General features: G+C 58.1%; 17 protein-coding genes. 15 read left to right on the plus strand and 2 right to left on the minus strand.

Annotated elements, in window-relative coordinates; all coding sequences use genetic code 11:
- The first annotated feature begins 52 nt into the window (after window positions 1-52).
- Window positions 53-2,689, plus strand: coding sequence for a DNA gyrase subunit A (gyrA, locus tag H6G62_RS04940; protein ID WP_190493005.1), 2,637 nt, complete (start codon window positions 53-55; stop codon window positions 2,687-2,689).
- A gap of 77 nt (window positions 2,690-2,766) precedes the next feature.
- Here gyrA and H6G62_RS04945 read toward each other — a convergent pair whose 3' ends face one another.
- A complete protein-coding gene (locus tag H6G62_RS04945) occupies window positions 2,767-3,897 on the minus strand; it encodes a cob(I)yrinic acid a,c-diamide adenosyltransferase (RefSeq protein ID WP_190493006.1) in 1,131 nt (376 codons plus the stop codon).
- Window positions 3,898-4,012: 115 nt separating this feature from the next.
- Here H6G62_RS04945 and fraC point away from each other — a divergent pair, with 115 nt between their 5' ends.
- The 6 genes from fraC to rpsU all read left to right on the plus strand — a co-directional run bounded on the left by fraC (window position 4,013) and on the right by rpsU (window position 9,009).
- Window positions 4,013-4,594 carry a filament integrity protein FraC gene (gene fraC / locus H6G62_RS04950; protein WP_190493007.1) on the plus strand — a complete coding sequence of 194 codons (582 nt, stop codon included), beginning with the start codon at window positions 4,013-4,015 and terminating at the stop codon, window positions 4,592-4,594.
- Window positions 4,591-5,571 carry a DUF5357 family protein gene (locus H6G62_RS04955; RefSeq protein WP_190493008.1) on the plus strand — a complete coding sequence of 327 codons (981 nt, stop codon included), beginning with the start codon at window positions 4,591-4,593 and terminating at the stop codon, window positions 5,569-5,571. The genes fraC and H6G62_RS04955 overlap by 4 nt, the downstream gene beginning before the upstream one ends.
- A gap of 45 nt (window positions 5,572-5,616) precedes the next feature.
- Window positions 5,617-6,396, plus strand: a complete 780-nt coding sequence (locus H6G62_RS04960) for an ABC transporter permease (RefSeq protein WP_190493009.1) — start codon at window positions 5,617-5,619, stop codon at window positions 6,394-6,396.
- Between the two features lie 339 nt (window positions 6,397-6,735).
- Window positions 6,736-7,911, plus strand: coding sequence for a citrate synthase (locus tag H6G62_RS04965; protein ID WP_190493010.1), 1,176 nt, complete (start codon window positions 6,736-6,738; stop codon window positions 7,909-7,911).
- A 317-nt stretch (window positions 7,912-8,228) separates the two neighbouring features.
- Entirely contained in the window at window positions 8,229-8,525 is a 297-nt protein-coding gene (locus H6G62_RS04970) for an RNA-binding protein (RefSeq protein WP_190493011.1), read from the plus strand.
- Between the two features lie 295 nt (window positions 8,526-8,820).
- On the plus strand, window positions 8,821-9,009 hold the full coding sequence (gene rpsU, locus H6G62_RS04975; protein ID WP_190493012.1) for a 30S ribosomal protein S21: 189 nt from the start codon (window positions 8,821-8,823) through the stop codon (window positions 9,007-9,009).
- A 37-nt stretch (window positions 9,010-9,046) separates the two neighbouring features.
- Here the strand turns inward: rpsU and bioF are convergent, their stop codons facing one another.
- Window positions 9,047-10,231 (minus strand): 8-amino-7-oxononanoate synthase, encoded by a 1,185-nt coding sequence (gene bioF / locus H6G62_RS04980; protein WP_190493013.1) that lies wholly within the window; start codon window positions 10,229-10,231, stop codon window positions 9,047-9,049.
- Window positions 10,232-10,569: 338 nt separating this feature from the next.
- Between bioF and speA the strand changes: the two genes are divergently transcribed.
- The 8 genes from speA to H6G62_RS05020 all read left to right on the plus strand — a co-directional run bounded on the left by speA (window position 10,570) and on the right by H6G62_RS05020 (window position 18,969).
- Entirely contained in the window at window positions 10,570-12,486 is a 1,917-nt protein-coding gene (gene speA, locus H6G62_RS04985) for a biosynthetic arginine decarboxylase (protein ID WP_242051836.1), read from the plus strand.
- 302 nt (window positions 12,487-12,788) lie between these two features.
- Window positions 12,789-13,196 carry a hypothetical protein gene (locus tag H6G62_RS04990; RefSeq protein WP_190493015.1) on the plus strand — a complete coding sequence of 136 codons (408 nt, stop codon included), beginning with the start codon at window positions 12,789-12,791 and terminating at the stop codon, window positions 13,194-13,196.
- A 67-nt stretch (window positions 13,197-13,263) separates the two neighbouring features.
- Window positions 13,264-14,295, plus strand: coding sequence for a pentapeptide repeat-containing protein (locus tag H6G62_RS04995; protein WP_190493016.1), 1,032 nt, complete (start codon window positions 13,264-13,266; stop codon window positions 14,293-14,295).
- Window positions 14,296-14,466: 171 nt separating this feature from the next.
- Window positions 14,467-15,741, plus strand: coding sequence for a glycosyl hydrolase family 8 (locus H6G62_RS05000; RefSeq protein ID WP_190493017.1), 1,275 nt, complete (start codon window positions 14,467-14,469; stop codon window positions 15,739-15,741).
- A gap of 2 nt (window positions 15,742-15,743) precedes the next feature.
- Window positions 15,744-16,523, plus strand: coding sequence for a histidine phosphatase family protein (locus H6G62_RS05005; RefSeq protein WP_190493018.1), 780 nt, complete (start codon window positions 15,744-15,746; stop codon window positions 16,521-16,523).
- A gap of 41 nt (window positions 16,524-16,564) precedes the next feature.
- The gene (locus tag H6G62_RS05010) at window positions 16,565-18,115 is read left to right on the plus strand and encodes a sulfatase (protein ID WP_190493019.1); all 1,551 of its coding nucleotides are present in this window, start codon (window positions 16,565-16,567) and stop codon (window positions 18,113-18,115) included.
- 82 nt (window positions 18,116-18,197) lie between these two features.
- Entirely contained in the window at window positions 18,198-18,551 is a 354-nt protein-coding gene (locus H6G62_RS05015; RefSeq protein WP_190493020.1) for a hypothetical protein, read from the plus strand.
- Window positions 18,544-18,969 (plus strand): PIN domain-containing protein, encoded by a 426-nt coding sequence (locus tag H6G62_RS05020; protein WP_190493021.1) that lies wholly within the window; start codon window positions 18,544-18,546, stop codon window positions 18,967-18,969. Before H6G62_RS05015 ends, H6G62_RS05020 begins: the two co-directional genes overlap by 8 nt.
- The last annotated feature ends 37 nt before the right edge of the window (window positions 18,970-19,006 follow it).

Raw genomic sequence — 19,006 nt, forward strand, 5'->3', positions numbered from 1 at the left:
GCGAGGGTCTGACTAGCGCTTTGTTGTTCGCAAATTCGGAGCTTTTTTGCCCATGGCAACCCCAGAAGAGCGTATCGTTCCCACCGATCTACGCAACGAAATGGAGAGCTCTTATCTGGAATACGCCATGAGCGTAATCGTGGGGCGAGCCTTGCCCGATGCCAGGGACGGCCTCAAGCCGGTGCATCGCCGCATTCTCTACGCCATGCACGAACTGGGCTTAGCGGCGGATCGGCCCTTTAGAAAGTGTGCCCGTGTGGTGGGGGAAGTGCTGGGTAAGTATCACCCCCACGGCGATACGGCGGTTTACGATGCCCTGGTGCGGATGGCCCAGGATTTTTCGATGCGGTCACCGCTGATTAACGGCCACGGCAACTTTGGCTCCATCGATAACGACCCTCCGGCGGCGATGCGATACACCGAGTGTCGCCTGCAATCCCTGACGAGCGACTCGCTATTGCAGGATATTGAGTCGGAAACCGTCGATTTTGCCGATAACTTCGATGGTTCCCAGCAGGAACCCGTGGTATTGCCCTCGCGCTTGCCCCAGCTTTTGCTGAATGGGTCTTCCGGCATTGCCGTGGGTATGGCGACAAATATTCCGCCCCACAACCCCGGTGAACTGATCGACGGCGTGATTGCCCTGATCCACAACCCCGACATCACCACCGCCGAGCTGATGGAGATTATCCCCGGCCCCGATTTCCCCACGGGCGGGCAAATCCTGGGCCGCAGCGGCATCCGCGATGCCTACAACACCGGGCGCGGTTCCGTCACCATGCGCGGTGTGGCCAGTATGGAAACCATCGAACACCGGGGCCGACCCGACCGGGAAGCGATCATTATCACCGAACTGCCCTACCAAACCAACAAAGCGGGCATGATCGAGCGCATCGCCGAAATGGTGAACGAGCGCAAGCTAGAGGGCATTTCCGACATCCGCGACGAAAGCGACCGCGACGGGATGCGCATCGTCATCGAACTGAAGCGCGACGCCTACCCCCGTGTGGTGCTGAACAACCTTTATAAGCAAACGCCGCTGCAAAACAACTTCGGTGTTAACATGCTGGCCCTGGTGAACGGGGAACCCCAACTGCTGGGCCTGAAGCGAATGCTGGAGGTGTTCCTAGAGTTTCGGGAAGAGACCATTACCCGCCGCACCCGCTACGAGCTGCGTAAGGCCGAAGAACGGGATCACATTCTCCAGGGCTACCTAATTGCCCTGGCCAATTTGGACGCGGTGATTGCCCTGATTCGCCACGCCGCCGACACCCCCACCGCCAAGCAGGAACTAATGGACACCTACGGCCTCTCCGAGGTGCAGGCCGATGCCATTCTGCAAATGCAGCTCCGACGGTTAACGGCCCTGGAAGCCGACAAAATCCAGAGCGAGCACGAAGACCTGATGGCCAAAATCACCGACCTTCAGGATATTTTGGCCCGTCGGGAGCGCATCCTGGAGATCATCATCACCGAACTGGGCGACCTGAAGGCCAAGCACAACACCCCCCGCCGCACCACCATCGAAATGGACGAGGGCGAACTCACCGACATTTCCCTAATTGCCAACGAGCAGGTGGTGATTTTGGTGACGGATCAGGGCTACATCAAGCGGATGCCCGTCACCACCTTTGAGGCCCAAAGCCGCGCCACCCGTGGCAAAGCCGGAGCCAAGATGAAGGAGGACGACGGCGTTCAGCACTTCATCACCTGCTACACCCACGATTACCTGATGTTCTTCAGCGACCGGGGCGTGGCCTACTCCATGCGGGCCTACCAGGTGCCGGAAGGTTCACGGGCGGCGCGGGGTATCCCCATCGTGCAAATGCTGCCCATCCCCAAGGAAGAGGTGATTACCTCGGTGCTGGCGGTGCGCGAATTCACCGACGAAGACTATCTGGTGATGCTGACGCGGGGCGGCTTCGTCAAAAAAACGGCCCTTTCTGCCTTCAGCAACATCCGCGCCAACGGCCTGATCGCCATTTCCCTCGAAGAAGGGGATCAACTGCGCTGGGTGCGCCTCGCCCGCAGCACCGACAGCATTCTGATCGGTTCCCGCCACGGCATGACCATCCACTTTAAGGTAGACGACGACCAGCTCCGGCCCCTGGGACGGCCCACTCGCGGCGTGCGGGCCATGGCCCTGCGCGATGGCGATGAGCTAATCAGCATGGACATTCTGCCCAGCCAAGTCGTCGAAGCGGTGCAGGCCGCCACCGATAGTGAGAGCGAAGACGATGAAGATACCGTTGCCGCCACCAACGATCCCGGCCCCTGGGTGCTGGTGATCACCGCCTCCGGGTTGGGTAAGCGAGTGCCTGTATCCAAATTCCGGCTACAAAATCGGGCTGGCCTCGGTCTAAAAGCAATCAAATTCCGCAAAGATGACGATACCCTGGCGGCTCTCTTGGTCGTGGGCGATGGTGATGAGTTAATGCTGGTGACCAACCGAGGCATCATCATTCGCCAGCGAGTGAACGACATCTCGATTCAGTCCCGCCCTGCCACCGGGGTACGGCTGCAACGCCTAGACGGAGAAGACGCCATCGCCGCCGTGGCCGTGGTGCCTCCCGCCCTCCAGGAACCGGGGGATGACAGCAGCGCCGCTGAAGATGCCACCTCCGAAGAGATCGCCACCGAGATCGCCGCTGAGGACGCAGCCACGGACGTGGTCACCGAAGAAGCCTAACCCCCAAACAACACCCCCCGTAGGGGCGCGGTCTCCTCGCCCCTGTCCACATCCTCGACCATGCCTCGAACCATGGGCTAAAAATCCACGCCGCGTTTGAGGTCGATACCCTTTTCGGCATAGTGTTTGTGGTTAAACACCTCGGAGTGGGTGCTGGCCAGGTCAAAGTAGGCGGGTTGGTTTTGGCAACGCCCGGTGATAATAACTTCAGTATCCTTGGGCTTACGCAGCAGGGCTTGGACGATGGGTTCTTCGGGCAAAAGTTCGAGATCCACCGTGGGGTTGAGTTCGTCCAGAATAATGGTTTTGTATAACCCAGAGGCGATGGCGGTGCAGGCAACTTCCCAGCCCCGTTCGGCTTCCACGTAGTCGATTTCCTGTTGTTGTCCGCGCCAAACGATGGCATCTCGGCCACAGCGTTGATGATCGACGAGGTTGGGGTAAATCTTGCGCAGGGCGGCGATAGCGGCGTCTTCGGTGTAGCCGTTGCCCCCCTTGAGCCATTGAATAATCAGCACCCGGTGGGAGAGGTCTTGGCCAATGCCGCGCCCAATGGCTTGCAGGGCTTTGCCCAGGGCGCTGGTGGATTTGCCCTTGCCCGCCCCGGTGTAGATTTCGATGCCCTCTAGCCCTGGAATGCCGGAGGCGTGGATCTGGGGCTTCATTTCGGAATGGAGGTTGGCGATGTCGAGGAGGGGTCGGGGGGCAGACCGTCCGGTGGCAATGATTTCCAGGTGGTCGGGTTTGCGGCGCAGGGTCTTCACCACCTCTTCCACGGCCAGCAGGCCCAGGTCTAGCACCGGGTTGATTTCATCGAGCACCACCACGGAGTAGAGCCCGGAGACAATTGCCCCCTTGGCCACATCCCACCCTCGCTGGGCCTCCTGCTTGTCGAACTTGGTAATCTCGTCGGGGCCAAAGAATTCTGACCGTCCGGTGCGTACCTGGTCGATTAGGTGGGGAAAGCCGCGCTGGAGGGCTTCGATGGCGGCGTCTTCGTCGTAGGTACGGCCTGGGCCTTTGAGGAAGCGCAGCAGTAGCACCCGGCTTTCCATAAAATTTTGAATGCCTAGCCCGATAGAACGTAGCACCACCCCCAAAGCCACCTGGGATTTGCCCTTGCCCTCGCCATCGTAGACATGCACCTGCCCCGTCAGCCGTTCATTGGTTTGTTGGGCCGTGCGAATGCCAATACCAGTTCTAACCATAGGAATGTTGAGGGTGAGGGCAGCCAGAGGTTAATTTTAGCGAAAGCTGGCGACGCCCTACGCCCAATTTGCCACTCAGCAGTATCCTTAAAACCATTTGCTACCCAATGCTGCGATGTCCCCTACGGATTTATTGGCGGATCTGGGGTTAATCCCCATCAAGGCCATGGTGTTTCAGTCCATGCTGTTGCTGGTGGCCATTGCCCTAGAGGCCATGGTGCTACGTCAACACCTGCGTCTGGGTTACCAAACCAGTGTGCAGTATGCCGCTACCATCAACCTGCTGGCCACTAGCCTGGGCTGGATTGCCTTCCTCAGCCTAGAGGCGGTGCTGCCCACGCCCCTTCGCCAGCAAGTGATGAGCTATGTGCTGTTCAACCGTTTTTTTCCCAATGACTGGCTGGAGGCACTGCCTGTGATGATGGTGATGGCGGCCATCGTGGTGTTTTTTGCCACCTACTGGGTCAAGCTCCAAAGCCTGAGTGCCTTGGTGGCGCTACTGGGCAAGGCTCCTGTGTTGGAGGCTCCTGCCCTGTCTGACCGCCCTGGCCGCAGTCGTTCTGCTCGCCGAGGAGCCCCCTCTGCGGCCCGTTCTCGCACAGCGACTTACACCGTGGCGGTGCTTCATGCCAACGCCCTGAGCTTTACCGTCATTGTCCTCCTGCTGTTCCTCCAACTTCAGGTCGTGCTGCCATGATGCCGTTCTTGCCGCCCCAATTCGCCCAGATCAAAACGGCCCTCTGGCCCAAGTCGGCCTTTTCCTGGCCCACGGTCATCTACATGAGCCTGATCTCCTGGCTGATGTCAGGGATCAGCCGTCTATTGGGGGCAAGTGCCTTTACCGTGGGGCTGATGGCCACCCTGGCCTGGATTTTTTTGGCGCTAGGCGTGGGCTGGGCCTGCGAGGCTCAGAAGATTAAGCCCTTTGGCCTGTCCATTGCCCCTTGGGTGTCCGGGGGCATTCTGTGCCTGTTTTTGTTTGGATCCTGGGGAGGGGCATGGCTTCAGCCCGCCCTAATTAGCTGGCCGCTGATGTCCTTTTTAGTGGTGGCGGTGCCCAATGTGCTGAGTTGGGAGTTGCGCCCTAAGCGGCCCTCCCCAGCGATGCGCCAAAGCTTAGCCCTCTTGCTGGGCCTGAGCTTGCTGCTCAGCAGTTGGTTTCAGTTTTACTTCCGTATCCAAACCTGGTTGCGCGATTACCCCAGCCTCATTGCCGACCAGTTTGACCACAGCGCCTTTGTCTACCGCCTTCCTGGCCAAACCATGGCCCTCTCGGCGGGGGTAAGCCACCTCACGGAGGCGGAACGCTTAATTAAGGCACAAATCCACGACAAACCCTGGTCCTGGGTCGAACGCTGGCTACTCAACCAGGAAGGCCAACAGCAAACGCTCCAGCGCCAGGTGCAGATCAACCAGCCCGACTCCCCAGAGAATAAACTGTGGCACCTCAGCCTCAAGCCCACCACTCAGGGGAATGGCTACAATCTCATGCTTCGCGCCCAGTGGCTTGGCCCCAGCGCCAACGGGGATGGCTATTATTTTGAAAAAGCCTGCGAAGTCTTGCCCATAACCCAGCCCACCGCCAGCGGCGTTACCGAAACCACGGCCACCACCACCCCATGGGCACAGGTGCGCTGCCAGCTAGAAACCCCCCTGCGCTACGGCCAGCCCTAAACCTCGTACACTAGCAAAGGCAACGCAGAAGGAGGGTCAAAACCCATGGTTCTGTCTCGCATCGTGGTGATTGCGCGTAACGTATTTCTAGAGGTGATCCGAGATCGCATCCTCTACCTAATGGCTCTGTTTGCCCTGTTGATGCTACTGGCAACCCTCCTGCTCCCGCAGGTTTCGGCAGGAACAGAACAGAAAATCATCCTGGATCTGGGCCTCGCCGCCATGCACCTGCTCAGCGTCATCATTGCGGTGTTTGTGGGCACGGGCCTGGTGAACAAAGAAATTGAAAAGCGTACGGTGCTGGTGTTGCTGGCCAAGCCCGTCAGCCCATGGGAGTTCATTGTGGGCAAACATCTGGGACTGTCGGCGGTGTTAGCGGTGCTGTTGGCAGGCCTGGGGTTGATGTTTGCCACCATGCTGGTCACCACTGGAGTCCCCTTCTCCTTCCCAAGCTTGGCCCTGGCCACGGGCTTTATGCTGCTGGAGGCCATGCTGCTGACGGCGGTGGCGATCTTGTTTGGCGTGTTTACCAGTTCTCTGCTGGCCACCCTGCTCACCTTTGCCGTATACCTAATGGGCCACCTCACCCAGGATTTAGTCGCCTTTTCCAAAGTTGCCGAAAATCCGGGTCTTCAGCGTCTCACCCAGGGCATCTATCTGGTGCTGCCCGATCTCGAACGCCTCAACCTGCGCAATCTCGCGGTCTATGGCCTCGAACTGCTGCCCGATCCCCTCACCCTGTTGGCCCACCTGGCCTACGCCCTCCTCTACAGTGCCCTGCTGCTGCTGTTGGCCACCGTGGTCTTCTCCCGCCGCCAGTTCTAGGCCCAGATTCACCCAGATCTCACCTTAGGTTCGGTCGTGTAATGTCGCGGAGTTAGTGTAATTTGAGGGGAACTAGGCACCGATCTCTGGGATCACCGTTGGCCTATAGCGGATTTCACTCAGTTGAGGTGCATCGCGATGATCCCCCCAGCCCCTTATCAAGGGGGGCAAGCGTAAAACTTAGACCGCCAGATACCGGGGGGATCTAGAACGAAGCAATCGTGTCCCTCACTCCATGGAGAACCGCTATAGGGGAAATCCAAAGTTTGGTAGCGTGGATAACGGCGGAGTGTAGACCCCCGTTGGAATCATGAATCAGCGATTGGGAGCAGTGAATCTATGACCGTATGTGAGTACAGACCTGGCCTAGAAGGGGTTCCAGCCACCCAATCCAGCATTAGCTACGTAGATGGACAGGCGGGCATCCTGGAATACCGGGGTATTCGGATTGAGGATCTGGCCCAGCACAGCACCTTTTTAGAAACCGCCTACCTGTTGATCTGGGGCGGACTGCCCTCCAAGGTGGAACTGGAGGCTTTTGAACACGAAATTCGCTACCACCGTCGCCTCAAATACCGCATTCGCGACATGATGAAATGCTTCCCAGAGAGCGGTCACCCCATGGACGCCCTACAAGCCTGTGCCGCAGCCCTGGGGCTGTTCTATTCTCGGCGGGCGCTGGATAATCCGGTCTACATTCAAAAAGCCGTCGTGCGACTCCTGGCCAAAATCCCCACCATGGTGGCTGCGTTTCAACTGATGCGGAAGGGCAACGACCCCGTCCAGCCCCGTGATGACCTAGGCTACGCCGCCAACTTTCTCTATATGCTAAACGAACGGGAGCCCGACCCCCTCGCGGCCCGAATTTTTGACATTTGCCTCACCCTCCACGCCGAGCACACCATCAACGCCTCCACCTTTTCGGCCATGGTGACGGCTTCCACCTTGACCGATCCCTACGCCGTGGTGGCCTCCGCCGTGGGTACCCTGGCGGGGCCGCTCCACGGCGGGGCCAACGAAGAGGTGATCGACATGCTCCAACAGATTGGCTCCGTGGAAAACGTGCGCCCCTTTGTAGATCGCTGCATTGCCGAAAAGTCTAAAATCATGGGTTTTGGCCACCGGGTCTACAAAGTGAAAGACCCTCGTGCCACCATCCTGCAAGGCCTGGCCGAACAACTGTTTGAAAAATTTGGCCAGGACGAATACTACGAAATCGCCCTAGAAATGGAGCAGGCCGTCTCCGAGAAGCTGGGCCATAAGGGCATTTATCCCAACGTAGACTTCTACTCTGGCCTGGTCTACCGCAAGCTGGGCATCCCCACCGATCTGTTCACCCCTGTCTTCGCCATTGCACGGGTAGCAGGCTGGCTGGCCCACTGGAAAGAACAACTGGGCGAAAACCGCATCTTCCGACCCACCCAAATCTACACCGGGCCACGGCAGCAGGGCTATGTGGGCATCGAAGATCGCCCCCAAATTTGGGATAAGCAATTTGCGGCCCCCTCTGTCTAGCCTCTATCTAGCAGGATCCCCCTGATGGGTCTTACCCCTCTGGGCAACCGCTGTTAACGGTTCGATGATAGGTACAGTGACGATTTTCAGGAACTCCTGCCCCTCTACCCTTGGGTAGAGGGGTTTTTGTTGGCCCCATGGGTGGATCGCGCCAGGGGCATGGCCCCGGTCAGGTAACGGCAGAATTTTGGCCCCTGTGATATGCTGGGCGGAGTTAGTTGATGGTTGACTTGCCGCCTGCGTCAGATTTGTCTTAGGTCTAGGTACATCTCCAGAAAACTGCATACCCCCACATTTCATTGTTTGGAGATGTTTCTATGTCGATCTACGTTGGCAACCTATCCTTCGATGCCACCCAAGCGGATATCAGTGAAGTCTTTGCCGAATATGGCAGCGTCAGCCGTGTGAGCCTGCCCACCGACCGGGAAACAGGCCGTCCCCGTGGCTTTGCCTTTGTGGAAATGGGCTCCGAGGCCGAAGAAGATGCCGCCATCAGCGCCCTAGATGGTGCCGAATGGATGGGCCGAGATCTCAAGGTCAACAAAGCTCGCCCCCGCGAATCTCGCCCCTCCGATGGCAGCGGCTGGAACAACAGCCGTCGTGATCGCCGCTAGGTCATCCCTGTCTCTAGCTCCAGTCTGTCCCCACCATGCCCAAGATTGCACGAGTGGGGTTCAGCCTAGGGCCGCGTCAGTTTCCTAAGCACATTCTTCAACGTCGCTAGGGTATACCCAAGTAGAGCCCTGGGATCCATCCCGGCGATCCTAGGGCGGTTTTCCTCTGACCAATCCTATTCCCCTGCCCTGCACCCCATTAACCCGCAGGGGCAAGGTCTCCTTGCCCTTACCCCCTGGGAGGACCCCATCGGGATTTGGAATCACCTCATTGCTGTTACGTTAAGGAGCACCCATGGCCCAAGTTGTTTTGGGAGAAGACGAAAACATTGAATCAGCCCTTCGCCGCTTCAAGCGGAAAGTATCACGGGCCGGAATTTTTTCCGATATGAGAAAAAATCGCCATTTTGAAACCCCCATCGAAAAGCGCAAACGCAAAACCCTAGCCCGCCACAAGCAACGCCGCTGGGGATCTAAGCGCTAGGGTTCTTATCATCTACCGGGTTTTGGCTGGGGATCGCCTATTCCGATACCAGGGAAGCCAAACCTGCCACCAGTTGATCCAAGTGGGCTTGGGTATGGGTGGCCATCAGGGTAATCCGTAGCCGACTGGTGGGCACCGTGGGCGGACGCACTGCCGACACCCACAGCCCCATTTCCTGTAAGGTCTGGCTCGCCGTGATCACCCAACTGGCCGAGTTTCCGACTAAGCACAGGATCGGGGACTCTGAGGGCAATCGCTGCAAGGTCAGTTTTCTCTCGTCGTCTAGGGTTGCATCTAGGCGACGTTTTAGGTTGTCTACGTTGTGCCAAAGGGTCTGCCGTCGCTGGGGTTCTGTGGCCACAATCCGCACCGCCGCCAAAGCCGCCGCCGTATCCGCCGGAGAAAGCCCGGTGGTGTAGATCCAGCCGGGGGCGCGGTTACGCAGAAAGTCAATCACCGTTTGGGATCCTGCCACATAGCCGCCCAAACTGCCCAGTGCCTTACTCAGGGTGCCCACCGTCACCATGGGACGACCTAGACAGCCTAGGTGCTCCACCGCTCCAGCCCCGCGATGTCCCAAAACCCCAGTGCCGTGGGCCTCATCCACCAGCACCATGGCTTCGTAGGTTTCGGCTAAATCAAGGATTTGCGGCAAAGGACAGAGGTCGCCATCCATACTAAACACGCTGTCGGTGGTAATGAGGCAGCGGCGATGCTGGGCGCGATGGGCGGCGAGGCATTGTTCTAGGTGATCGACATCCCCGTGGCGATAGTCGTAGGTGGTGGCTCCGCTGGCCTTGGCCCCGGTGCGCAAACTGGAGTGGTTGTATGCGTCGCTGAGGATCAGATCCGCTGGCCCTACCAGGGCAATAATAGTACTGAGGTTCGCCAAATAGCCAGAGCTAAACACCAAGGCATCTTCGGTGCGCTTGAGATCAGCTAGGGCCAGTTCCAACTCCCGATGCAGATCTCGATGGCCGCTCAGCAGCCGTGACCCAGTGCTGCCTGTGCCGTAGGTGTCAATCGCCTCTATCGCCGCCGCCGCCAGCCGAGGATCCCCCGCTAGGCCGAGATAGTCGTTGCTGGCAAAGTTGATCAAGGGCTGCCCGTCTCGCACCATCACAGCCCCGGCCTTGCCTGTGACAGACGACACTGTGCGATAGCGGTGGGCACGCTGGAGGGCGGCGAGGGATGGGTGCATCCAGTGGTAGGGGGAGGGCATGGAAGTCGGAGTGGGAAGTGGGGAGTCGGGAGTGGGGAGTGGGAAGTCGGGAGTCGGGAATTGTCTGATTTGTCTCTGGGGTTTTGTTAGAATTTTGGTCGCATTATGGTTAGGCTAGATACAGCTTGGATTGGCGTTTCTGCCGCTGGTTGATGGGGCCGAGCCGGGGTGCCCACGACCCGGCTCAGTCATCCGTTCCAGCCGCCCGTCTAGCGACCTGTTCAGGCCATGCCACAACACCATTCACCATACTCTTGAGGGGGCATCGTTAGTTACCTATGGCACAGCAACCATCCCTAGAGCCCGTTCGCCCCTTTGACCGTGCCACCCTGGAAAGTATGTTACAAGCCACCAAGACCCCCGCCACCGGATGGACGATTGAAGCCAGCGAAGAACTGTACCGCATCCATAGCTGGGGGGATCCCTATTTTTCCATCAATGCCGACGGCCATATCACGGTGTCGCCCCAGGGAGATCGAGGTGGGTCGCTGGACTTGGTGGAACTGGTGGAGGCGATTAAGCAGCGCAACCTACACCTGCCGCTGTTGATCCGGTTCCCCGACATTTTGGAAGACCGCATCGAGCGGATTAACGCCTGCTTTGCGAAGGCCATTGCCCGCTACAAATACAATGGCGTCTACCGGGGGGTGTTCCCCGTGAAGTGCAACCAGCAGCGGCAGTTGTTGGAAGACATTGTGCGCTTTGGCAAGCCCCACCAGTTTGGCCTGGAGGCGGGCTCTAAGCCGGAATTGCTGATTGCCCTGGCCACCTTAGACACCCCTGGTGCGCTGTTGATCTGCAACGGCTATAAGGACAAGGACTACATCGAAACGGCGATGCTAGGCCAGCGCCTCGGCCAGCAGCCGATTATTGTAATCGAGCAAATGAACGAGGTGGAACTGGCCATTGCCGCCAGCCGCCGCCTGAATATCCGTCCGGTGCTGGGGGTGCGGGCTAAGCTCAGCACCAAAGGCAGCGGTCGCTGGGGGGTCTCGGCGGGGGATCGGGCCAAGTTTGGCCTCACGGTGCCGGAGATTTTAGCCGTGGTGGATCGCCTGCGAGAAGAAGACATGCTGGACTGCCTGCAACTGCTGCACTTCCACATTGGCTCCCAAATTTCCGCCATCAGCGTGCTGAAGGAAGCCCTGCGGGAGGCGGGCCGCATCTATGTGGAACTGGTGGGCTTGGGGGCCAAGATGGGCTACCTAGACGTGGGCGGTGGCCTAGCGGTGGATTATGACGGATCCCAAACCAGTTTCTATGCCTCCAAAAACTACAGCACCCAGAACTACGCCAACGACGTGGTGGCCGAAGTCCAGGAAGCCTGTCGGGCCAAGGATGTTCCCGTTCCTACCCTGATCAGCGAAAGCGGGCGGGCGATTGTCTCCCATCAGTCGGTGCTAGTGTTTGATGTGCTGGGGTGCAGCGATGCCCCGGTTCAGGATGAGCTGGAAGTTCCCGGCGATGACGATCATGCCATCCTGCGGGAACTCTACGAAATTCACCAGAGCATCACCCCCCAAAACGTGCAGGAACTCTACAACGACGCCCTGCAATTCAAGGAAGAGTCCATCAGCCTGTTTAACTTCGGCTACCTCACTCTGGCCGACCGAGCCAAGGCGGAACGACTCTATTGGGCCTGCTGCCGCAAGGCGCTGTCGGTGGTCAGCGATGCCGACTACGTGCCCGAAGACATCGAGGAACTAACCCAAAGCATGGCCTCGATCTACTACATCAACCTGTCGGTGTTTCAGTCCATGCCCGACGCCTGGGCCATCGACCAACTGTTCCCCATCCTGCCCATCCACCGCCTCAACGAAGAACCCTCCTGCCGGGGCACCCTGGCCGATCTCACCTGCGACAGCGATGGCAAAATTTCCCAGTTCATCGACCTGCGCGATGTCAAGCACGTCCTAGAACTGCATCCCCTAGAAGAGGATAAACCCTACTATCTGGGCATGTTCCTAGGCGGCGCTTACCAGGAAATTATGGGCAACCTGCACAACCTGTTTGGCGATACCAACGCCGTCCACATCCACATGACCCCCAAGGGCTACCAGGTGGAGCACGTCGTCAAAGGCGACACCATGACCGAGGTGCTGGGCTATGTGCAGTACGACGCCGAAGACATGATCGAAAACATCCGGCGGCGGTCAGAACAGTCCCTCCAGGAAAACCAAATCACCCTGGAGGAGTCCCAACTGCTGATTCAACAATACGAACACAGCCTAGGCCGCTATACCTACCTGGTGTGACCAAGGGGGTGACCGGGGATAATACGTGGGGGGTGGGGGCACAGCCCGTTAGACAGCGGGGAACAACTAGAATTTACCCGTACAAATACGGGAGTCATGGTAAAAATTCACCAAAGCCTTACAGAGTTCTCTGACGATGGCTATGAATCCTTGTTGGTCTGTTTAGTAAGCTAGAGGCCAAGGCCGCAGGGAACCGTTGCCCGGTTGAGGCGAATAGGGTTGATGAACCTAGGGCTATTGGTGGCTAGGATTCATCAGGCTGCGGTGGTTGGTAGTGGATTCTTTAGTGTGGGTGAGCCGCTATGGTGTTAAGCCGGATGGGTAGGGGGGTGGCGGAACAACCGGGGCACACTGAGCCGCGCGAATCCGCCGCCCTCGTGCAAGCTTCCCCCGTGCAAAGTCCTGACATAAATGACCCTGATCAGGGTGCGTATGCCCTGGTTAATTCTGCGGTGGGCAATGCTGGCACGCTGGTGATTCCCCTGCGGCCCACCCAACTCTGTCGGTTCTGGGGGAACGATGACCAGCAATACCTAGCGCTGAGGTTGGGGCCGTGGCAATACACCTTTTACCGACGGCAAACCAGCTTAGCCCGTGCCCGTGACTCGGTACAGCAGTGGCAGCAGCTAGGCCATGCGGCTCTCGTGACCCACGACGACGGCCATTATGCCGTGTGGGTCAAAGACCTCCATGGTACCGTGGCGGTTTAGTGTCGTCGTGGTCTGGTGCAATGCCGTGGCGTGATGGGGTTGGCATCATGGGTGATGGAGAAGTGTGATGGATTCCGATGCCTCTCGGCAATTGAAACACCTATGGTGCGCCTTTATCGACGGGGAGCGAGACTTCAGCGGCATTGACCTAGCCGGGGCCGACCTTCACCATTGGCAACTGACCCAGGTGGTGCTGTGGGGGGCCAACCTGCGGGGCGCGAATCTGGCCCAGGCCCACTTCCGCTATGCCGTGCTGACGGAGGCTTGTCTACACAACGCCAACCTTGTACAGGCGGATCTGCGTGGGGCGGATCTACGGGACGCCGTTTTAACTGGGGCTATCCTCAGCCACACCCGCCTAGGAGGGGCCGTCTATAACCAGCGGACTCAGTTTCCGGTGGGGTTTTCCCCGATTCAGGCGGGGATGGTGCCCTTGGGGCCGGGGGTGACCTTACCCGCCCAAGACTTGCGACACCGAGACTTTAGCGGAGCCGACCTAACGGCAGCGAATTTGAGTGGGGCGTTGCTGGCGAAGAGTTGTCTATTTGGGGCGGGGCTACAATCGGCTAACCTGCTGAGTACCCTACTGGGGGACTGCGACCTACGCTACACCGACCTGCGACAGGCCACCCTGATGCAAGCGGATTTACGGGGGGCCAACCTCAGCTACGCCAACCTCGAACGGGCCAATTTGGTAGGGGCAAATCTCTCCACCTGTCGGCTGGTGGGCACCCATCTGCACCATGCACTCTATTCCAAAACCACGCAGTTCCCGGCAGATTTTCAGCCGCCACCAACGCTACACTGCCTGGAACCGGAAGCGATGTTGGTGGGAGTAGTGCTCAGTGGGGTCCAACTAATGGGCCTGGATCTGCGAGGGGCCACCTTGGCCGAGGCCGATCTCTCCCAGGCGAATTTAGGGGATGCTAACCTGTCTGGGGCCAACCTGACTGGGGCTAACCTGACTGGAGCTAACCTCGCCGGGGCGAATTTGCTGGGGGCAACCCTCACGAAAGCGACGCTCACGGGGGCCAACCTGAGGGCCACCCAGTGCGATCCAGACTTGCAACAACGGTTACGGTGCGAGGTACTGGGCTGATCTGGGCCAATGGCTGTGGTTCCGGCCCCTGTGCCTCTTCCATCAGTGGCTACCCACGCCGTGATCCTCCCCCTTCTAGCCCCTATCCTAGGAAAGACTGGAGTAGCCTGATACAGGTGCTTCCCGGATCGTCTCCTGTTCCTAATCGTTAGCCACAACCTCTCCTCGGCAATGCCTACTCTAAAACGCCCCCAAAAACGATGGATTCTTTCCCTAGTGCCCCTAGCGCTGAGCCTAGCCATTGTCGGCCATAGCTATACCCAGCCCTCAGCCGCCCAGGCTAGCCTGTGCCCGGTCTCGGCTTCGCAGCCGCTCACCCTCTCCATCGCGAGTCATCGCAACACCTTGCTGCGGGAAAGCTGGCAGAGCTATCGGGATCGGTTCATCCAGTCCGATGGTCGGGTGATTGACCGGGAAGATCGAGATCGCACGGTTTCCGAAGGGCAAGCCTATGCCATGCTGCGGGCCGTCGCCATTAACGACCCCGTCACCTTCGAGCGCACCTACACCTGGGCCAAAAACAACCTGGCTCGTCGCGATGCCCAAGGCCAATTACAAGACCACCTCTGGGCGTGGCACTGGGGCCAACGGGACGACGGCAGTTGGGACATTGTAGACGCCAACTTTGCCACCGATGCCGACATTGATGCCGCCACCGCCCTCATTTGGGCCGCCCAACGCTGGCGTTGCCCTCAGTATTTAGAGGAAGCCAAAGCCATCTTGGACGACATTTGGGAACTGGGCACGGTACAGCTACCCGATGGTCAGCGGCAACTTCTCCCCGGCCCCAAAGAGGCCTTTTTCAACCAACCCGACCGTCTGATTCTCAACCCCTCCTACTTTGCCCCAGCCAGTTTCCGACTCTTTGCTGAGGTGGATCCTGATCGCGACTGGGAAAGCTTGATCGACAGCGGCTATGCCATGCTGGCGGATCTAGGTCAGTTCTCCGACACTGGACTCCCCCCAGACTGGGTCATCTATAGCCCCATCACCCAAACCTACCGCCCCCTAGAACCAGACTTTCCCCTGCAAAGTCGGTACAGCTTCGATGCCATCCGGGTATGGTGGCGGGTGGGCCAAGATGCCGCCTGGAACCAAGAACCCCGCGCCAAAGCCTACCTGCAAGCCCAACTGCCCGAACTAATCCAGCGCTGGGAAGCGGATGATCGTCTTCCGGCCCGTCTTTCCCTAGATGGGCTGACAGAATCTAGCTACGAGTCCACCGCCCACTACGCCATGCTCTACTCGGCCCTGCTCCAGGTCGATCCCGCCACCGCCGAGGAAATCTACCAGCAAAAACTCCTCCCCGCCTACCAAGACGGCTTCTGGGACAACAATACCGCCTACTACACCCAAAACCTCGCCTGGTTTGGCCTACTGCCCTTGGAAGTTTCCCCAGGACGTTTCCAATCCGCCCAACAATCCCTGCGGCGGGTAGCTTGGTAGGGATGGCCTTTCTCAAAATCCTGCTGATTCGCCATGGCCAATCCCAAGGCAATGTAGAAGGTCGCATGGAGGGCTGGTCATCCACGGGGCTGACGGATTTAGGCCGGAAACAGGCCCAACAATTGGGTCAGCGCCTTGCTAAAGAAACTAGACAGCCCACCCACATCTATTGCAGCCCCTTGCAACGGGCCACGGAAACCCTGGCTGCCATGGCTTCAGCATTGTGGGCAACGGCAGAAATTCCGGTGCCAGAGATCCCGACATCAGAGATCCCGACATCAGAGATCCCGACGTCAGAGATCCCGATACCCGAAATCCCCGTGCCGACGGTGTTCCACGACGACCTGCGGGAAAATCACCAGGGCATTTTAACGGGGTTGACCTGGGCCGAGGCGCAGGTGAACTATCCCGACCTCTGCCAACGACTGGAAACCTTCCTGGACTGGATTCCTATCCCTAATGCGGAAACCCCGCAGGCCGGACACCAACGAGCCGAGCGCTTTGTGAATGACCTGTTGCAGCACCACAACGGCGATCAGATTTGGGTGATCAGCCACCAGTGGATTTTGCAGCACATCCTTGCCTGTCTTCTGGGCTGTGGGCACACCTGGGGGATTCCCCTCGGCCACACCGCCATTACCGAGCTTTGGCTCGACCGCGACCGCTGGTTTGAGAATGACCCCAATCAGCGGCTCAATACCGAACTCTGGCGCATCCAGCGGTTCAACGATCAATCCCACATCTCTCCTCAGATTGTGACGAAAGGCAACGCTTCTGTTTAGGATGGAACCTAACGCTTTGTGAACTGGTTTGGCGGCATCCTATGGCTTCTCGTCCTGATATTCTCTTCCTCGTGCTCGATACCCAGCGGGCGGATCGCCTCTCCTGCTACGGCTACGACCAGCCCACCTCACCCCATTTAGACACCCTCGCCGCCGAGGCCACCCGCTTCACCCAGGCCATTTCCGCTGCCCAGTGGACGGTTCCCTCCCATGCCTCCATGTTCACGGGGCTGTATCCCTCGGAGCACACCATGGTGCAGTCCTATTCCGTATTGCCCCCCGACCTGCCCACCCTAGCCGAACGCTTAGAGGCCAGTGGCTACTACACAGCGGGCTTTTGCAACAATCCCCTAGTTGGGGTGATCAACAACGGTCTGCGGCGGGGCTTCACCAGCTTCTTAAACTACAGCGGCCTGTTGACCGCCAAGCCCAACCAGGCGGGCAGTCATCCCGGATTGGTAAGCCGCTACCGACAATGGTTTAAGCGCCAGGTGGCGGGGGTGCTGAACCGAGTGCAGGACGCCTTTGCCCGGTCGGATGCGCTGCTGGCCCTCAGCTTTACACCGCTGATGGTACCCCTGTGGCAAACCGCCCTCAGCTTCAAGGGCAACGGCCCCAAATCCCTCGACGACACCGCCAACCTGCTGATCCACCGCAGCGGCACCCAGGCCGACCAGCCCGTCTTCGCCTTCGTGAACCTGATGGGCACCCACATGCCCTACCATCCCCCCCGCCGCTACATCGAGCAATTTGCCCCCCTCGTTTTGGCCGACCGCAAGGCCCAAACCTTTTTGCAGCGCTTCAACGGCGATGTTTACGGCTGGCTAGCCCCCCTCACCGGGGCCCTCGACGACCACCAAAAGCAAACCCTCGACGGCATGTACGACGCCGAAGTCGCCTACCAGGATGCCCTCTTGGGCCAATTCTTCCAGCGCCTCAAGGATTCTGGCCGTTTGGACAACACCCTGGTGATTATCTGCGCCGACCACGGGGAACACCTGGGCGAAAAGCAATTCATGGGCCACAGCCTCTCCATTTATAACGAACTGGTGCGGGTACCGCTGATCATCCGCGATCCCCAAAACCGCCTTGCCCAAGGCACCACCGTGGATGGCGTTGTCTCCACCCGCCGCCTATTCCACACCGTCCTCGCCGCCGCAGGCATCGCCAACGAAAAAGAACTCACCCTCGACCTGCTCCACAGCCAAGAGAATTCCCACAACCGCGATTACGTCTTTGCCGAGGCCATCCCGCCCCAAAACGTGGTGAACCTCATGCAAAAACGCCAGCCAGAACTGGTGCGAGAAATGAGCTGTGATCGCGTCCGCCGTGCCGTGTGGATGGGCCAACACAAACTGATCGAAACCGAAGGCTCCGAAGCCGAACTCTACGACGTGCTCGAAGACCCCACCGAAGCCCTCGACCTCAGCGCCATCCTGCCCGAAAACGTGGAAGCCCTGCAAGATTGCCTCCAAGCCTTTGCGGATCGTTCTGATCGATCCCTGGCCCAAGCCACCCCCACCCGCGCCACCGACTACGACGACCCCGAAGTGCGCCGCCGCCTAGAGGAACTAGGGTATTTAGAGGATTGATTTATAATGGGTGAATTAGGGTTTACATGGGTAGGCTCTGATTGTGTTTTTCAGTCATTCTGCTCCTATGGAGGGCTGTTATATGCCTGGTCAAGTTAGCACTGTTCAAGGTCTGCTCCAGGAGGCAAGTCAGCTATCTCCAGAAGAACAGCTACAACTCGCAATTCAACTACTTCAGCGACTTCAGCCTGTTTCTTATCGGCAATTAGAAAAAACTGAACCCACTCAGCATTCGTCGAATAACTATCGAACGATGATAAATTTGGCTGCGACAAATCCAGTTGTGGTCAATTTAGAACGGAATTCTTCAACAAAGATAGATTCAAAAAATACAAATGCCGACAAACCAGAGATCACCATTAGCTATCTTCTAGACAATCCAATCCCAGTGCATAATGACTTTAAACCTCTGAGTCGAGAGGAGATTTATGACTGATGAGCGTGGTTTTGTTGATTCAAACATTTGGATTTACGCGGTCACTCAATCAGAGGCTATCCCTCCCAATCCTCGGCACGAAGCGGCTAAAGTCCTAATCAGGACGATACAGCCTTATATTTCTGTACAAGTTATCAACGAAGTTTCTTATAACTTAGTCAAAAAGTTCAAATTTACTGAATCGGATATTCAGACACTAGTTAAGTCATTCTATCGAACCTATACAGTCTGTCCAATGATGGATGAAGTGCTTCTTTTGGAAGCATCTAGCATAAGACAACGCTACAACATATCATTTTGGGATTCTATGCTTGTCAGTACAGCCATTCAATCCCAATGCTCACTTTTCTATACAGAAGATATGAGGCATGGGCTGATTGTCAACGATGTATTGACTATTGTTAATCCTTTTGCCTAGGCACTGGACTCCTAAAGTGGGACGCCTTTTGGAACCC

Origin of the sequence: Phormidium sp. FACHB-1136 (assembly GCF_014697375.1) — a bacterium.
In the GTDB taxonomy this organism is placed as follows: domain Bacteria; phylum Cyanobacteriota; class Cyanobacteriia; order Phormidesmidales; family Phormidesmidaceae; genus Nodosilinea.

Excerpts from the sequence above, each read along its gene's own strand:
- gyrA (WP_190493005.1), top strand. The coding sequence starts at position 53 with ATGGCAACCCCAGAAGAGCGTATCGTTCCCACCGATCTACGCAACGAA.
- H6G62_RS04945 (WP_190493006.1), bottom strand. The coding sequence starts at position 3,897 with ATGGTTAGAACTGGTATTGGCATTCGCACGGCCCAACAAACCAATGAA.
- fraC (WP_190493007.1), top strand. The coding sequence starts at position 4,013 with ATGTCCCCTACGGATTTATTGGCGGATCTGGGGTTAATCCCCATCAAG.
- H6G62_RS04955 (WP_190493008.1), top strand. The coding sequence starts at position 4,591 with ATGATGCCGTTCTTGCCGCCCCAATTCGCCCAGATCAAAACGGCCCTC.
- H6G62_RS04960 (WP_190493009.1), top strand. The coding sequence starts at position 5,617 with ATGGTTCTGTCTCGCATCGTGGTGATTGCGCGTAACGTATTTCTAGAG.
- H6G62_RS04965 (WP_190493010.1), top strand. The coding sequence starts at position 6,736 with ATGACCGTATGTGAGTACAGACCTGGCCTAGAAGGGGTTCCAGCCACC.
- H6G62_RS04970 (WP_190493011.1), top strand. The coding sequence starts at position 8,229 with ATGTCGATCTACGTTGGCAACCTATCCTTCGATGCCACCCAAGCGGAT.
- rpsU (WP_190493012.1), top strand. The coding sequence starts at position 8,821 with ATGGCCCAAGTTGTTTTGGGAGAAGACGAAAACATTGAATCAGCCCTT.
- bioF (WP_190493013.1), bottom strand. The coding sequence starts at position 10,231 with ATGCCCTCCCCCTACCACTGGATGCACCCATCCCTCGCCGCCCTCCAG.
- speA (WP_242051836.1), top strand. The coding sequence starts at position 10,570 with ATGTTACAAGCCACCAAGACCCCCGCCACCGGATGGACGATTGAAGCC.
- H6G62_RS04990 (WP_190493015.1), top strand. The coding sequence starts at position 12,789 with ATGGTGTTAAGCCGGATGGGTAGGGGGGTGGCGGAACAACCGGGGCAC.
- H6G62_RS04995 (WP_190493016.1), top strand. The coding sequence starts at position 13,264 with ATGGATTCCGATGCCTCTCGGCAATTGAAACACCTATGGTGCGCCTTT.
- H6G62_RS05000 (WP_190493017.1), top strand. The coding sequence starts at position 14,467 with ATGCCTACTCTAAAACGCCCCCAAAAACGATGGATTCTTTCCCTAGTG.
- H6G62_RS05005 (WP_190493018.1), top strand. The coding sequence starts at position 15,744 with ATGGCCTTTCTCAAAATCCTGCTGATTCGCCATGGCCAATCCCAAGGC.
- H6G62_RS05010 (WP_190493019.1), top strand. The coding sequence starts at position 16,565 with ATGGCTTCTCGTCCTGATATTCTCTTCCTCGTGCTCGATACCCAGCGG.
- H6G62_RS05015 (WP_190493020.1), top strand. The coding sequence starts at position 18,198 with ATGCCTGGTCAAGTTAGCACTGTTCAAGGTCTGCTCCAGGAGGCAAGT.
- H6G62_RS05020 (WP_190493021.1), top strand. The coding sequence starts at position 18,544 with ATGACTGATGAGCGTGGTTTTGTTGATTCAAACATTTGGATTTACGCG.